The organism is Roseococcus sp. YIM B11640 (assembly GCF_049727625.1).
Lineage (GTDB): Bacteria > Pseudomonadota > Alphaproteobacteria > Acetobacterales > Acetobacteraceae > Roseococcus.
Genome location: NZ_JBBJOZ010000004.1, coordinates 415,766 through 430,534, shown reverse-complemented (window position 1 = coordinate 430,534; position 14,769 = coordinate 415,766). Strand labels below are relative to the sequence as shown.

At 70.7% G+C, this 14,769-nt stretch carries 16 protein-coding genes; 8 read left to right on the top strand and 8 right to left on the bottom strand.

Annotation, left to right across the window (positions count from 1 at the left end; translation table 11 throughout):
* Nucleotides 1-30: 30 nt before the first annotated feature.
* The 7 genes from recG to WJM96_RS18490 all read left to right on the top strand — a co-directional run bounded on the left by recG (nt 31) and on the right by WJM96_RS18490 (nt 8,065).
* The gene (recG, locus tag WJM96_RS18520; RefSeq protein WP_424814015.1) at nt 31-2,118 is read left to right on the top strand and encodes an ATP-dependent DNA helicase RecG; all 2,088 of its coding nucleotides are present in this window, start codon (nt 31-33) and stop codon (nt 2,116-2,118) included.
* Nucleotides 2,119-2,182: 64 nt separating this feature from the next.
* Entirely contained in the window at nt 2,183-2,908 is a 726-nt protein-coding gene (locus WJM96_RS18515; RefSeq protein ID WP_424814014.1) for an ABC transporter ATP-binding protein, read from the top strand.
* Nucleotides 2,905-3,636, top strand: a complete 732-nt coding sequence (locus WJM96_RS18510; protein WP_424814013.1) for an ABC transporter permease subunit — start codon at nt 2,905-2,907, stop codon at nt 3,634-3,636. Before WJM96_RS18515 ends, WJM96_RS18510 begins: the two co-directional genes overlap by 4 nt.
* A 4-nt stretch (nt 3,637-3,640) precedes the next feature.
* Entirely contained in the window at nt 3,641-5,560 is a 1,920-nt protein-coding gene (locus tag WJM96_RS18505) for a GldG family protein (protein WP_424814012.1), read from the top strand.
* The gene (locus WJM96_RS18500) at nt 5,557-6,597 is read left to right on the top strand and encodes a DUF4340 domain-containing protein (RefSeq protein WP_424814011.1); all 1,041 of its coding nucleotides are present in this window, start codon (nt 5,557-5,559) and stop codon (nt 6,595-6,597) included. The genes WJM96_RS18505 and WJM96_RS18500 overlap by 4 nt, the downstream gene beginning before the upstream one ends.
* Complete coding sequence (locus tag WJM96_RS18495) at nt 6,594-7,040, top strand: NUDIX hydrolase (RefSeq protein ID WP_424814010.1); 447 nt, start codon at nt 6,594-6,596, stop codon at nt 7,038-7,040. The genes WJM96_RS18500 and WJM96_RS18495 overlap by 4 nt, the downstream gene beginning before the upstream one ends.
* Nucleotides 7,041-7,078: 38 nt before the next feature.
* Nucleotides 7,079-8,065 (top strand): Bug family tripartite tricarboxylate transporter substrate binding protein, encoded by a 987-nt coding sequence (locus tag WJM96_RS18490; RefSeq protein WP_424814009.1) that lies wholly within the window; start codon nt 7,079-7,081, stop codon nt 8,063-8,065.
* A gap of 16 nt (nt 8,066-8,081) precedes the next feature.
* On the opposite strand, the gene panC is transcribed toward WJM96_RS18490, so the two are convergent.
* The 5 genes from panC to WJM96_RS18465 all read right to left on the bottom strand — a co-directional run bounded on the left by panC (nt 8,082) and on the right by WJM96_RS18465 (nt 11,779).
* A complete protein-coding gene (panC, locus tag WJM96_RS18485; protein ID WP_424814008.1) occupies nt 8,082-8,918 on the bottom strand; it encodes a pantoate--beta-alanine ligase in 837 nt (278 codons plus the stop codon).
* Nucleotides 8,918-10,336: a M20 family metallopeptidase gene (locus tag WJM96_RS18480; RefSeq protein ID WP_424814007.1), complete on the bottom strand. Its 1,419-nt coding sequence runs from the start codon at nt 10,334-10,336 to the stop codon at nt 8,918-8,920. Before WJM96_RS18480 ends, panC begins: the two co-directional genes overlap by 1 nt.
* Before the next feature lie 7 nt (nt 10,337-10,343).
* Nucleotides 10,344-10,904, bottom strand: coding sequence for a glutathione S-transferase family protein (locus WJM96_RS18475; protein WP_424814006.1), 561 nt, complete (start codon nt 10,902-10,904; stop codon nt 10,344-10,346).
* Nucleotides 10,904-11,365, bottom strand: a complete 462-nt coding sequence (locus WJM96_RS18470) for an MmcB family DNA repair protein (protein ID WP_424814005.1) — start codon at nt 11,363-11,365, stop codon at nt 10,904-10,906. Before WJM96_RS18470 ends, WJM96_RS18475 begins: the two co-directional genes overlap by 1 nt.
* 129 nt (nt 11,366-11,494) lie before the next feature.
* Nucleotides 11,495-11,779, bottom strand: coding sequence for a 4a-hydroxytetrahydrobiopterin dehydratase (locus tag WJM96_RS18465; RefSeq protein ID WP_424814004.1), 285 nt, complete (start codon nt 11,777-11,779; stop codon nt 11,495-11,497).
* Nucleotides 11,780-11,806: 27 nt separating this feature from the next.
* On the opposite strand from WJM96_RS18465, the gene WJM96_RS18460 reads away from it, so the two are divergent.
* Nucleotides 11,807-12,199, top strand: coding sequence for a metallopeptidase family protein (locus WJM96_RS18460; RefSeq protein ID WP_424814003.1), 393 nt, complete (start codon nt 11,807-11,809; stop codon nt 12,197-12,199).
* Between the two features lie 21 nt (nt 12,200-12,220).
* On the opposite strand, the gene WJM96_RS18455 is transcribed toward WJM96_RS18460, so the two are convergent.
* Genes WJM96_RS18455 through WJM96_RS18445 form a run of 3 tightly spaced genes read right to left on the bottom strand, consistent with a single transcriptional unit; the run spans nt 12,221 to nt 14,757 of the window.
* Complete coding sequence (locus WJM96_RS18455) at nt 12,221-12,550, bottom strand: YnfA family protein (RefSeq protein WP_424814043.1); 330 nt, start codon at nt 12,548-12,550, stop codon at nt 12,221-12,223.
* Entirely contained in the window at nt 12,547-13,695 is a 1,149-nt protein-coding gene (locus tag WJM96_RS18450) for a DegT/DnrJ/EryC1/StrS family aminotransferase (RefSeq protein ID WP_424814002.1), read from the bottom strand. The genes WJM96_RS18455 and WJM96_RS18450 overlap by 4 nt, the downstream gene beginning before the upstream one ends.
* A 27-nt stretch (nt 13,696-13,722) precedes the next feature.
* Nucleotides 13,723-14,757, bottom strand: coding sequence for an NAD-dependent epimerase/dehydratase family protein (locus tag WJM96_RS18445; RefSeq protein WP_424814001.1), 1,035 nt, complete (start codon nt 14,755-14,757; stop codon nt 13,723-13,725).
* Between the last annotated feature and the right edge of the window lie 12 nt (nt 14,758-14,769).

The window sequence follows — 14,769 nt, the reverse complement described above, 5'->3', positions numbered from 1 at the left end:
GGACTCGTCACGAATGGCATATAGGCCCGCGTGAGCCAGCCTGTCAGCCTCATGGGCCTATTGGAGCCCCTTGATAGCCTTCCGGGCGTCGGCCCGCGGCGCGCAGCGCTGATCGAAAAGGCCTGCGGCGGGGCGCGCGTGCTGGATCTGCTCTTCCACCTGCCGGACCGGGTGACGGAGCGGCGGCGCATCTCCCACCCCTCCGAGGCGCCGGCGGAGATTGAGGCGGTGCTGCGGGTCACCCCCCTCTCCTACCGCTCGGCCATGAGCCGGGCCTCCCGCCGCTACATCGAGGTCCGGACGGCGGAGGAGGTCACGCTCCGCTTCATGCAGGCCAATCTCGGCTGGATCGAGCGCCTGCTGCCGCGCGGCGAGGCGCGCTTCATCTCCGGCCGCATCCGGCCGGAGGGGGAGGCCTGGTCCTGCATCAGCCCGGACGTGGCCAAGGACGAGGCCGCGCTGCCCAGCCTCGAAGCCGTCTGGCCGCTGACTGAGGGCCTGTCCCGCACGCATCTGGCCGGCGCGATGGCGGCCGCCCTGAGCCGCCTGCCCGCCTTCGAGGAATGGCACGACGAAGCCCTGATGCGCCGCGAGGCCTGGCCGGGCTTCGCCGATTCACTGCGCGCCCTTCACGCCCCTCGGACCCGGGCGACCGAGAAGCCCTGGGAGAGGCTCGCCTATGACGAGGCCCTGGCCGGGCAGATCGCGCTCGGCCTGCTGCGGCGGCGCCGGCGGCAGGAGCCGGGGCGGCCGCTGACCGGCGACGGGACCCTTCGGGAAAAGGCCCTTTCCGCCTTCGGTCACCCCCTGACCGCCGACCAAGCCTCGGCCCTGGCCGAGATCGAGGCCGACCTCGCCGCTCCGCACCGCATGCTGCGACTGCTGCAGGGCGATGTGGGCGCGGGCAAGACGCTGGTGGCGGTTTTGGCCATGCTCCAGGCCGTGGAGGCCGGCGCCCAGGCAGCACTCATGGCGCCGACCGAGATTCTGGCCCGCCAGCACGCCCGCACCCTCGAAAAGCTGAGCCCTGTCCCAGTCGCCCTGCTCGCGGGCAGCGTGAAAGGGGCCGAGCGGCGGCGCGTCATGGCCGGGCTGGCCGATGGCTCCATCCCCATCGTGGTCGGCACCCATGCCCTGTTCCAGGAGGCCGTGGAGTTCCACGACCTCGGCATCGCCGTGGTGGACGAGCAGCACCGCTTTGGCGTGGAGCAGCGGCTGGAGCTCTCGCGCAAAGGTGAACAGGTCGACATGCTGGTCATGACCGCCACCCCCATCCCGCGCACGCTCCAGCTGACCCAATGGGGCGAGATGCAGGTCAGCCGGATCGCCCGCAAGCCGGCTGGCCGCCAGCCCATCGCTACCCGCATCGCCAGCGGCGGCAGGCTGGAGGAGATCATCGCCCGCATGGGGGCCGCGATCGGTCGGGGCGAGCGCGCCTATTGGGTCGTCCGGGCCATCACGGGCGGGGAGCATGACGACAGCGTCGCCGCCGAGGACCGCTTCGCCGAGCTCTCCAAGCTCTTTCCCGGCAAGGTCGGCCTCGCCCATGGCGAGCTGGACGTGGATGTCCGTGAGAGGGCCCTGGGCGATTTCGCGGCCGGACGCACGCAGATCCTGGTGGCCACCACGGTCATCGAGGTCGGCGTGGATGTGCCGGAGGCGACCATCATCCTCATCGAGCAGGCCGAGCGCTTCGGCCTCTCCGCCCTGCACCAACTGCGCGGCCGGGTGGGGCGCGGGCCCAAGCCCTCCTCCTGCCTGCTGGTCCATTCGGAGCACCTGTCCGAGCGGGAGAAGGAGCGCCTGCTCATCCTCCGCGACACCGAGGACGGCTTCGTGATTGCCGAGGAGGACCTCCGCCTGCGCGGTGGCGGCGAGGCGCTGGGCACCCGCCAGGCCGGGCAGGTCCAGTTCCGACTCGGCCTGCGCGGCGAGGACGAGGCCAGCATGGCCCGAGCCGAGCGCCGCCAGCGCGACCTCGTCGAAATGGCCTCCCAGGACGCGGAGGTCCTGCTGAGCCGCGATCCCAGCCTGGCCACTGCCCGGGGGCGGGCCGTCCGGACCCTGCTGAAGCTCTTCGACAAGGACGAGGCCGTCGGCAAGCTGGCCGCCGGATGAACGCCCTGCGGCTTGTCAACGGCGCCCTCTTTTGTAAACCGGCAGGGCATCGGGGGGCTTGCTGTTGACGGCACTGATCGAGATCGAGGGGCTGACCAAGCGTTTCGGCAGCTTCACGGCGGTGGATGGGGTGAGCTTCACCGTCCAGCGCGGCGAGGTCGTGGGCTTCCTCGGCCCCAATGGCGCGGGCAAGTCCACCACCATGCGGATGCTGGCCGGCTTCATGCTGCCCACCGCCGGAACCGCGCGCATCTGCGGCCAGGACGTGGTGGAGAAGCCCGTCGCCGCCAAGCGGGAGCTCGGCTTCCTGCCCGAGGGCGCGCCGACCTACCCCGAGATGAGCGTGGTCGACTTCCTCACCTTCTGCGGCCGCATCCGCCGCTTCTCGGGCGCGGAGCTGGCCGGGCGGGTGGCCCACGCCATGGCTCAGACCCAGTTGGAGGGCGTGCGCCTCCAGCCCATCGAGACGCTGTCCAAGGGCTTCAAGCGCCGCGTCGGCCTGGCCCAGGCCCTGCTGCACTCGCCGCCGGTCCTGGTGCTGGACGAGCCGACGGACGGCCTCGACCCCAACCAGAAGCATGAGGTGCGGGAGCTGATCCGTGCCATGGCGCCGGAGAAGGCCATCATCATCTCGACCCATATCCTCGAAGAGGTGGCCGCCGTCTGCACGCGCGCCATCATCATCGCCCATGGCCGCGTGCTGGCCGACGCCCCGCCCGCCGAGCTGGTGAAGGACGGCCGCAGCATGGACGACGTCTTCCGGGCGCTGACGCTGGGAGAGGCGGCATGATGGCCGCCCTCGTCGTCGCGCGGCGCGAGTTCGCCGCTTATTTCGCGACACCCGTCGCCACCGTCTTCATCGTGATCTTCCTGGTGCTGTCCGGCGCGCTGACCTTCACGCTGGGCGGCTTCTTCGCGCGCGGGCAGGCGGACCTCATCCCCTTCTTCAGCTTCATCCCCTGGCTGTTCCTCTTCCTGGTGCCGGCGCTGACCATGCGCCTCTGGGCCGAGGAGCGGCGCCTCGGCACCATCGAGCTGCTGCTGACCCTGCCGATCACGGCTGGCCAGGCGGTGGTGGGGAAATTCCTGGCCGCCTGGGCCTTCTGCGCCGTGGCCCTGCTGCTGACGTTCCCGATCTGGATCACGATCAACCTCCTGGGCAGCCCGGACAACGGCGTGGTGCTGACCGGCTATCTCGGCTGCCTGCTGGTGGCGGGCGCCTATCTGGCGGTGGGAGCCGCGATCTCGGCGCTGACGCGCAACCAGGTCATCGCCTTCGTGCTGGCCGTGAGCGCCTGCTTCATCTTCGCCGCCGCAGGGTCGCCGGTGGTGACGGAGTTCCTCTCCAACCGCTTCCCGATCCTGGCCGACATCGCGCGCGGCCTTTCGGTCTCCGAGCATTTCGGCGGCTTCACGCGGGGCGTCATCGCCGCGAAGGACTTCGTCTTCTTCGCGAGCTTCATCGCGTTCTGGCTTTTCCTGAACGCCGTCATCCTCGAACACAAGAAGGCGGATTGATTCCATGCGGAACCGTCGCCTCACCTATTCCCTTCTCGGCGTCGCGGCCGCGCTCGCGCTTGCCGTCGGCGTGAACCTGCTGGCCGACCGCGTGCTCAACGCGGCGCGCATCGACCTCACGCAACAGCGCCTCTACACGCTCTCCCCCGGTACGCGGCAGGTGCTGGCCGGGCTGCATGACCCGATCACGCTGCGCCTCTTCTATTCCCGCAAGCTCGGCGCCGAGGTGCCGCAATACGGCGCCTATGCCGAGCGCGTGCGCGAAATGCTGCGCGAATACGTGGCTGTCTCGGGCGGCAAGCTGCGGCTGGAGTTCTTCGACCCCGAACCCTTCTCCGACGTCGAGGACCGCGCCATCGCTCTGGGCCTGCAGGGCGTGCCGCTCGATCAGGGCGGGGAGCAGGTCTATTTCGGCCTTTCTGCCGCCAACCAGGCGGACGAGGAACGCAACATCCCCTTCTTCCAGTCGGACCGGGAGCGCTTCCTGGAGGCGGACCTGACGCGGCTGATCTTCGAGCTGTCCAACCCCACGCGCCCCGTCATCGGCGTCATGTCGCCGCTGCCGCTGAACGGCGACCCGCGCGCCATGATGATGCGCCAGCCCGCCCTCGCCCAGCCGCAGGTGGTGATGCGCCAGCTCCGCGAGAGCTTCACCGTGCAGGACATCGCGATGGACGCGCAGGTGATCCCGCCCGAGGTGCAGATCCTGCTGCTCGCCCATCCTCAGAACCTCTCGGACCAGGCGCAATACGCCGTGGACCAGTTCGTGATGCGCGGCGGCAAGCTCTTCCTGATGCTCGACCCGCATAGCGAGATGCAGGCGACGCGCCCTGGCCCCAGCGGCCGCCCGCCGACCGAGACCTCCTCCTCCCTGCCCCGGCTGATGAACGCCTGGGGCATCGAGGCCCCGTCGGACCAGGTGGTGCTGGACCTGCGCGGCGCCTGGCGCGTCCGTGCCTCGCCGACCGATCGGGTCCAGGCGGTGGACTACATCGCCTGGTTCAACCTCCAGGGCGACAGCGTGAACCGCCAGGAGGTCGCGACCGCGCAGATCGAGCAGGTGACGGTAGGCTCCAGCGGCTACATCGCACCGCGCGAGAATGCCGGCGTCGAGTTCATCCCGCTGCTCACCAGTTCCGCGCAATCCATGGTGACGGATGCGGCCAAGGTGCGGACGGATCCCTCGCCGACGCGCATCCTCGCCGAGTTCCGCGCGGACGGGCAGCGGCGCGTCATCGCGGCGCGCATCCGCGGCAACCTCCGCAGCGCCTTCCCCGACGGGCCGCCGCCCCCGGCCGAGGGCCAGGAGCGCCCGGCCGATTTCCCCGCCCATCGCGCGGCGACGGAAGCCCCGGCCAGTATCGTCGTGGCCAATGACAGCGACATCCTGGAGGACCGCTTCTGGGTCCGCGTGCAGGACTTCTTCGGCCAGCAGGTCGCCACGCCCTTCTCGGGCAATGGAAGCTTCGTGGTGAACGTCGCCGACACGCTGGCCGGCTCGGACGCCATGATCAGCCTCCGCTCGCGCGGCGAAGGGCAGCGGCCTTTCGAGCTGGTGGACAACATCCGCCGCCAGGCCGACGCGCAGTTCCGCCAGACCGAGCAGCAGCTGACCGAGCGCCTGACCGCCACCGAGCGCCGCCTGCGGGAGCTGCGCCAAGGCACGGGCGGCGAAGGCGCGCGCAACACCAACCAGACCGTCATCACGCCCGAGCAGCGCGTCGAGATCGACCGCGCGCGCGAGGAGATCGCGAATACGCGAAGGCAGCTGCGCGCCGTGCAGCTGGAGCTGCGGCGCGATATCGAGACGCTGGAGTTCTGGCTGCGCGTCTTCAACATCGCCTTTGTGCCCGTGCTGCTGACGATCTTCGCGCTGGGCCTGGGCTGGGTGAGGAGCCGCCGTCGCGCGGCGGCCCGCGCATGATCGGGCGCCGCGGAGTCCTGCTGCTGGGCGCGGCGGCTGGCGTCACCATCGGCGCCGCCGTGTGGTTCCAGCCGAAGAACGAGGCCGAGGGGCAGTTCCAGCCCGGCGCCCTGGCCTTCCCCGGCCTGGCGCCCCGGCTGGCACAGGCCGCGAAGATCGAGCTGGTCCGCCACAACCAGACAACCACGCTGACCCGCGACGGCGACGATTGGCGCATCGCGGAGCAGCAGGGCTACCGCTCCCGACCCGAGCGCGTGCGGGAGCTGCTGACCGGCCTCACCGAATTGCGCCTCGTGGAGGAACGCACCTCCGACCCGTCGCGCTACGCCAGCCTCGGCGTGGACGACCCGAGGCAGGAGGGCAGCACGGCCACGCTGCTCCGCGTGCTGGACGCGCAGGGCACGGCCATCGCGGAGCTCATCCTCGGCCGCCGCCGCGTCCGCACCCAGGGCAACGTGCCGGAGAGCGTGTATGTGCGCCGCCCGGCCGAGGCACGCTCCTGGCTCGCCGAAGGGCGCGTGCTGACGGATGCGGACCCGGGGCTCTGGGTCAACCGTGACATCGTGGCCCTGGTGCCCGACCGGCTGCGCCGCGTCGAGATCGCCCGCAACGGCGAGCCAGCGCTGGTCCTCGCCCGCGCGGGCGAGGTGGATGCGCCGCTCGAGGTCGTGACGCCGCCCAACACGATCGCCGACCGCGGCGCCGTCGAAGAGGTCGCCCGCGCCTTCGACATGCTGAGCTTCGTCGAAGTCCGCCGCGCGGCCGATGCGCCCGGCGAGGCGCTGGGCGAAGCGAAGTTCACCTATACCGACGGCCTCACCATCACCGTCCGGCCGCAGCAGGACGGCCAGGTGCTCTGGGTGAAGCTGACCGCCGAGGGCGACAGCGATGAAGCCCGCCAGCTCCAGGCGCGCTGGGACGGCTGGGCCTATCAGCTGGGCATCTGGAAGGAGAAGGCGCTGGTCCCGCGCCTCGCCGACCTGCTGCCCGAGGCCCCGGCGACCGACGCCACGCCGACCGCGCCTCCTGCCCAGTGAGCGACGACCGGGAATATCCGGAGCGCCCCTGGGTGGGCATCGGCGTCGTGCTGTTCCGTGGCGACGAGGTGCTGCTGGTGCAGCGCGGCAAGCCGCCGCGCATCGGCTCCTGGTCGCTGCCCGGCGGCGCGCAGCATCTGGGCGAGACCGCGCAGCAGGCCGCCCGGCGCGAGTTGCTGGAGGAAACGGGCGTCGAGGCCGGGCCGCTCATGCTGGCGGATGTGGTCGATGCCATCGCCCTCGATGCGCGCGGCAAGCCCCGCTACCACTACACGATCATCGATTATTGCGGTCATTGGCACGCGGGCGAGGCCACGCCCGGCGACGACGTGGCGACCGTCGCCTGGGTGAATCCTGTGCAGCTGGCTGGCTACAAGCTGACCAAAGCCGTCCTCGATATGATCGCTCTCGCGCGCCTGCGGCTTGCTCAAGCCTCGGCTTGAGCCGACATTCCTTCCGGAAAAACGGGAGACACGCGGTCATGACCCTTCGACGAAGCCTCATCCTGGGCGCGGCGACGCTGCCGCTCGCCGCCCCTGCCCTGCGCGCCCAGGCGCGCCCGCTGCGCCTCGTGGTGCCCTTCCCGCCCGGCGGCGCGGTGGACCTGCTGGGCCGCATCATGGCCGAGAAGCTGCCGCCCGTGATCGGCTCGCCGGTCATCATCGAGAACCGGGGCGGCGCCGGCGGCCTGATCGGCGCCGACTACCTGGCCAAGGGCGACAAGGACGGGACGATGATCGGCCTGCTCGGCGTCACGATCCTTTGCGCCTTCCCCTTCATGAGCAACCGCCTGCCCTTCAACCCCCGTACCGACTTGGCACCCGTCTCGCAGATCACGGACGGCGCGCTGATGTGCGTGGTGAATGCGGAATCCGCGCGGCGGAACGGCTGGACCGACTTCCGCTCGCTCATCCGCTGGAGCCGCGCCAACCCGGACCAGGTGAAGATGGGCAGCAGCGGCACCGGCACCGCCAGCCATATCAACATCGAGGCCATCAACGCAGCGGCGAACGCGAAGATCCTGCACGTGCCCTATCGCGGCGGCGGCCCCGCCATCACGGACACGCTGGCAGGCACCATCGACATGATGTTCGACGTGATGCCCGCCCTGATGCCGCATGTGGCAAGCGGCAAGTTCCTGGCCTTCGCCGTGAGCTCGCACGAGCCGCTGTCGATCCTGCCGAACGTGCCGGGCATGAAGGATTTCGCGGATCTCGGCCTGGGTCAGCACAATGTCGTGACCTGGAACGCCGTGATGGCCCCGGGCGGCACGCCGGCCGAGCACCTCAACCGGCTGAACGCGGCGATCCGCAACATCGCGGCCCAGCCGGACTTCATCGAGAAGCTGAAGCCGCTGGGCTACGGCACCGTCGTCAGCGACACGCCGGCGAAGATGGGCGAGCTCATCGCGGCGGAGATGCCGGTGTGGGAGCGGCTGGTGCAGGTCTCGGGGGCGCGGCTGGAATAGCCGGCCCCGCCGAGCGTCAGACGGGCAGGTTGTCGATCAGCCGCACCTGCCCGAGCCAGGCCGCGCCGAGGACGCGGCCCGGCTTCGCCAGCCCACTCATTTCCTCGAACCCGTCCTCGCTGCGCAGCGCCACGTAGTCCACCTGCCGGAAGCCAGCTTCGCCCAGGCGGGCCTCGGCCTCACCGCAGGCTTCGGCCGCCGTCGCGCCCGCCTTCAGGCGCTCCGCCACATGGCTCAGCGCCTGGTACATGGCCACCGCCTTCGCCCGTGCCTCCGCGTCCAGGTAGGCGTTCCGCGAGGACAGCGCCAAGCCGTCCGCCGCGCGCACCGTCGGCACCGTCACGATCTCGATGGGCAACGCCAGGTCGGCTGCCACGCGGCGCACGACCATCACCTGCTGCCAATCCTTCTCACCGAAGACGGCGACATCCGCGCCGCTCAGCCCGAAGAGGCGCGAGCAGACCAGCGCCACGCCGCCGAACATCTGCGGCCGGTGCGTGCCCTCCAGCCCTTCGGCGGGGCCGCCCATGCTGATGCGGGTCGCGAAGCCCGGCGGGTACATCACCTCGACGGAGGGCGCGAAGAGCAGGTCGCAGCCCGCCGCCTCCAGCTTCGCGATATCGCCCGCCTCGTCGCGCGGATAGCGGCCGAGATCCTCGTGCGGCGCGAACTGCGTCGGGTTCACGAAGATGGTCGCGACCACCCGCTGCGCCAGCTCCCGGCCCCGCGCGACGAGGGCCAGATGGCCCTCGTGCAGGTAGCCCATGGTGGGGACGAGCGCGACGCGCTCGCCGGCCGCATGCCAGGCGGCGACCGCGGCCTTCAGCGAAGCCGCGTCACGGACGACACGCATCAGACGGCCAGCGACATGCCGATGGGCGGCTTCGCATCCTCCGGCAGCGGCGAGACGTAGGGGCCGCCCGCCTTCGCCGCGTGGTCCGCCTTGGCAGCCGCGATGAGCGCGGGGTTGTTCAGCGCGTCCACCGCCGTGCCGGCCATCACCTTGGCCACATGCACCATGCCCTTGTGCGCGTGCGGCAGCTTGCCCTGAGCGGTCGCCTGCCAGGAGTGCAGCGGGGTGCCGATGGCGTGCGTGGCGCCGCGCGCCTGCACCGTCGGCACCACCCAGGAGACGTCGCCCACATCCGTGCTGCCCACCATCGGCGCGCGCTTGGAATCAAGCGGCACGATCGCGTCCGTCAGTGCGGATTCGATCACCGGCATACCCATCTTGCGGAAGGCGGAGGCGACATCCTCGGCGGAGAGCGTGTCCTGGAACTTCTTCGCCGTCTCCCGGTCGGCCGCGTCGAAGGGCGGCGGGCCGAGGCGGTCGAGATTGTCCTGCATCAGCCGCTCGAGCGGATCGTTGCCCAGGAGGTTGGAGACGGCGGAAATCACCGTCGTCTCCACGCGCGTCTCGGTCATTAGCGCCGCGCCATCGGCGATCTTGCGGACGCGCTCCACCAGCGGGCGCAGCGTGGCCACGTCGGCGGCGCGGATCAGGTAGCGCACCTTCGCCTTGGCCTGCACCACGTTGGGCGCCACGCCGCCCGCATCGAGATAGGCGTAGTGGATGCGGCTCTCGGAGGGGATGTGCTCGCGCAGGTAGTTCACGCCGACGGACATGAGCTCCACCGCGTCCAGCGCGCTGCGGCCCAGATGCGGCGAGGCCGCGGCATGGCTCGCGCGGCCGTGGAAGGTGAAGTCGATGCGCGTGTTGGCGAGGCTGACCGGCTCGTTCACGCCGGCGAAGGAGGCGGGATGCCAGGAGATGGCGATATCCACGTCGTCGAAGAGGCCGGCGCGGGCCATGAAGCCCTTGGCGGCGCCGCCTTCCTCGGCCGGGCAACCGTAGTAGCGGACGCGGCCCTTGAGGCCGTTGGCGGCCAGGTAGTCCTTCACCGCGGTGGCCGCGAGCAGCGAGGCGGCGCCCAGCAGGTTGTGGCCGCAGGCATGGCCGTTGCCGTCGCCCGGCACCGGCTTGTGCTCCGCCACGCCCGCCTCGTTGGAAAGGCCGGGCAGCGCGTCGAACTCGCCCAGGATGGCGATGACCGGCCCGCCCTCGCCCGCCTCGCCCATCATGGCGGTCGGGATGCCGGCCAGGTTCTCGGTGACGCGGAAGCCCTCGGCATTCAGGTAGGCCGTGTGCTCGGCGGCCGAGCGCGTCTCGGCATAGGCCAGCTCGGGCATGCCCCAGACGCGGTCGGAGAGCTCGATGGCCGCATCCTGCTTCTCGTCGACGTGGCGCCAGATGGATTCGCTGTTCTGCATGGCAGTCTCAAATTCCTGAAATGGGCGGAAGCGTTTCCGCAAAGGCCGGACGCGCGGTCGCGGCATCGTACCAGGCCGCCAGTTTGTCCCGTCCCTCGCGCCAGCGGAAGACGGTGTGGCGGCGATCGCAATAGCTCAGGGCGCAGGCCAGCGCCACGCCTTCGGGCGTGAAGGCGCCATAATCGGCGGCGTCCAGCGCATCCAGCACGCGGCCGGCCCGCATGCGCTCCAGCGCCTGGAAGGACGGCGAACGCTCCTCGGGCGGGCGGCGCAGGTCGCGGTTCCAGACCGCAATGCCATCCGTCAGCGCCAGGGCCCGGCCGAGCCGCGCGACGCCGGCGGGGTCCGGCGGCAGCCAGCCGAGATGGGCGAGGATCAGCGGCACCTCCGCGATGGCGTCCTCGCCGTCCAGCAGCACCGGCACGCGGCCGGAGGGGCTGTGAGCCAGCAGCGGCGAGGCCGGGTCGCGCAACGGCACCTCGGTCTCGCGCAGGGACAGGCCGCGGTCGCGCGCCAGCACGCGGATCATCCGGGCGAAGGGGCTGCCCGCGGAAATGTAGAGGATCATCAATCCAGCCTGAGGGCCGCCCGCCGCTCGATCAAGCCCGCCGGGTCCTCGACGCCCGCGAGCCGGGTGGCAGCCAGCGTCGCGAAGCGATGCAGCAGCGCCTTGCGCCGGGCGGGCGCCATGGGATGGGCCGGCGCCTCGCGCACATGCGCCGCCTCCCACCCGTCGCTGACGATGAGGCCGACATCCTCCGGGATCAGGGCCTGGGGGAAGTCGAGGTCCACGGCGAAGTGCAGCTCGTCGGAAAATCCGCGGTAGTCCTGCCACTTGGCGTCGCACAGATAGTCCCGGGCACAGGACTTCACCTCGATAATCACGAATCCGCCATCCGGCCGGAGGGCCAGGATGTCGGCCCGGCGGCCATCGGGCAGCGGTACCTCGCAGAGCGGCGACCAGGCGCGGGCGAGGCAATAGCGCAGGGCGGCTCGGGTGGTGGAGAGAGTTCGGGCAGGCGCGTCCATGGCGCGATTTACGCCCGGCACCCTACCGTGAACAAGAGGGGAACTCCTTTTCCGCCTCAAGCACCGCGCGCGGCTGCACCCGAACCCGCAGAAAGGCGGTTTCCCAGCGCGGAGCTTAGCCTCGCGCCATCAGATCAGCCGATCTATGGCTGCCGCCATCCTCAGATCGCGCGTCGAAAGCCCGCCCGCGTCATGCGTGCTGAGCGTGATCTCGACCCGGTTGTAGACGTTGAACCATTCCGGATGGTGGTCCTGCGCCTCGGCCAGCAGGGCCACGCGGGACATGAAGCCCCAGGCGGCGGAGAAATCCTGGAACCGGAAGTCGCGCCGGATGGCGTCCCTGCCCTCCACCATCCGCCATTCCTGCAGCTCTGCCAGCCTCGCCCGTCCCGCCGCGTCCAGCTTCTCGACCATCCGACCCTCCCATGCGATGGAGACGGGATGCGACCTACCACGCCCCCCAGCCTCGAAGACCTCATGGAGATGGCGGAGGACGCGCTTGCCGCAATCCCCGCCGAGCTGCGGGAGATGGTGCGCGGCGCTGCGATCCTCGTCGAGGAGGTCCCGGACGACGAGACGGTCGCTGAGCTCGGCCTCGACAGCCCATGGGAACTGACGGGCCTCTACCGCGGCACGCCGCTGACTCGGAAATCCGTGCTCGACGCGCCGGGTGAGCCCGACACCATCCTGCTCTTCCGCGAGCCGATCCTGCTGGAGTGGATCGAGACGGGAGAGGACCTCTTCCGCCTCATCCGCAACGTCGTGATCCACGAAATCGGCCATCATTTCGGCCTCTCCGACGAGGATATCGACCGGCTGGAGAATGAGGGCTAGCGCCGCCTTCGCGCGCTGGCGTCAAGCCGCGCGCATCGCCCCCGCGACGATGACGGCCGCGCCGAGCAGGCAGAGCGCCGCGCCCGCGAGGTCCCAGGCGGTGGGCCGGAAGCCCTCCACCAGGATGAGCCAGCCGAGCGACGCCGCGACATAGACGCCGCCATAGGCGGCGAAGGCGCGGGCCGCCGCATCGCCCGGGGTCCATGTCAGCAGCCAGGCGAAGAGGGCCAGGCTCGCCATGCCGGCCACCAGCCACCAGCCCGAAGCGGCCTGGCGCAGCACCATCCAGAAGGCGAAGCAGCCCGCGATCTCGGCGATCGCGGCCAGCGGGAAGACGAGGGCCGCGCTCAGAGCTGGCGCAGCGCCAGGCAGACGCGGGCCACCTGCTCGTCCGTCAGCTCGGGATACATGGGCAGGCTGAAGACCTCCTGCGCCGCGCGGGCCGTCTCGACGCAGCCGGCGGGCCCGAGGGCGACGCGGCCCTCATAGGCCGGCTGAAGGTGGACCGGCACCGGGTAGTGGACGCCCGTGCCGATCCCCTCGGCCTTCAGCCTCGCCATGATCGCGTCGCGCTCCGGATGGCGCAGCACGTAGAGATGGAAGACGTGGTAGGCATCCTCCCGCCGCCTGGGGGGCGGCAGCGGCGTGCTGGAGAGCGCGGCATCATAGGCCTCGGCGATCTCGCGCCGGCGGGCGTTCTGCGCGTCGAGATGCGGCAGCTTCACCCGCAGGATGGCAGCCTGAAGCTCGTCGAGGCGGGAGTTCACGCCCGTCATGTCGCTGATGTAGCGCCGCACCCAGCCGTACTGGCGGATGGCGCCGATCCGAGCCGCCAGCTCGGCGTCGGGCGTCGCGATGATGCCGCCATCGCCCAGCGCGCCGAGGTTCTTCGTCGGATACAGGCTGAAGGCCGCCGCATGCCCGATCGTGCCCAGCTTCCGCCCGCCGAGCTCCGCGCCGTGGCACTGCGCGCAATCCTCGATGAGCATGACGCCCGCGGCCTCGCAGGCCTGCTGAATCGGGCCGAGTTCCACCGGCTGGCCGTAGATGTGCACCGGGATCACCGCGCGGATCGGCGGCAGGCCGGGCGGCGGGTCGGCCAGCACGGAGACCAGCTCGTCCGCGTCCATCGTGTAGGTGTCGGGGTCGATATCGAGCAGAAGCGGGGTCGCGCCCGCCATTTCGATCGCGGCCACCGTCGCGACGGCGGTGTGGCTCACGGTCACGACGGTGCTGCCCTCGCCGATGCCCATGCCGCGCAGGATGAGCATCAGCGCGTCCGTGCCGTTGGCGCAGCCCACAGCGTGCATCCGGGGCGCGCCCGGCTTGTTCCCCAGCCAGGCGGCGAACTCGGCCTCGAAGGCCTCTCCCTCGCGGCCGAGGATGTACCAGCCGGAGGCGAGTGCGCGGGCCACGGCGGCGTCGATCTCGGGCTGCAGCGCGCGATAGCCGGCGCCCGGATCGGCGAAGGGGAGCATGGGGAGGCTTGCGTTCATGGTCGTGTCTTTCGTGGCGTTCCCGGCTCAGGCCTTCACGGTCTGGTCGAGATCAACGTAGTCGCTCATGCGGTCCCGATACCAGTCGAGGCTGGCGCGCAACCCCTCCTCCAGCGAGACCTGGGGCGCCCAGCCGGTGGCGGCACGGAACGCGCTGTCATCGGCATGGTAGCTGCCGATGTCGATGGGCGCGCGATCGGCCGGGAATTCCCGCGTGACGTAGCTCCCGCGGCCGCCATTCGCCTGGATCACGGCGGCGGCGAGGTCGCGCAGGGAAATCGGCGGCGAGCCGCCGAGGTTGAAGACCTGGCCCGAGACCTTGGGATCGCTCGCCTGCTCGGCGGCCATCAGGAAGGCGCGGGTCACATCGTCCACATAGGCGAGGTCGCGCAGCTGGTCGCCGCCCCAGACCTCGAAGGGCTGGTCCTCCAGGAGCCGGCGCATCCAGATGCCGAGGAAGGTCTGCCGTGCATCCGCGATGCGCAGCCGCGGGCCATAGCAATTGGTCAGGCGCAGCGAGACGACGGGCCGGTGCAGCACGCGGTTCTCGAGTAGCCAGTACTGCTCGCCCGCCCATTTGGAGACGCCGTTGGCGTCCGGCGGATTAACGGGGTGGAACTCGTTCACCGGCAGGCTGATCGGGCGGCCGTAGAACTGGCGGGTGGAAGCATGCACGACGGCCGCCTTGGGCGCCGCCTCGCGCATCACCTGCACCAGCCGCACCTGGGCCACCGCGTTGATCGCGATATCGGCCACGGGGTCGCGCTGCCCGCCCATATGGCTGGTTTGCGCCGCCATGTTGAACAGCACGTCGGCGCGGTCGCAGAGGCTGTGCAGCTCGGTGTCGCGCAAATCGCCGCGCACGAGCATGACGCCCGCGCCCTCGAGGTTCGCGGGGTTTGCGCCCCCATCGGGAAGCATGGCGTCCAGCGCCGTGACGCGCGCGCCGAGGGCCGCGAGCGCATGGCAGATGTTGCTGCCGAGGAAGCCCGCGCCCCCGGTGACCAGCACGCGCTTTCGGCGCCAGAATTCAGGATTACCCAGCATCGTCTTCGCAGTCATACCTCAATCTCG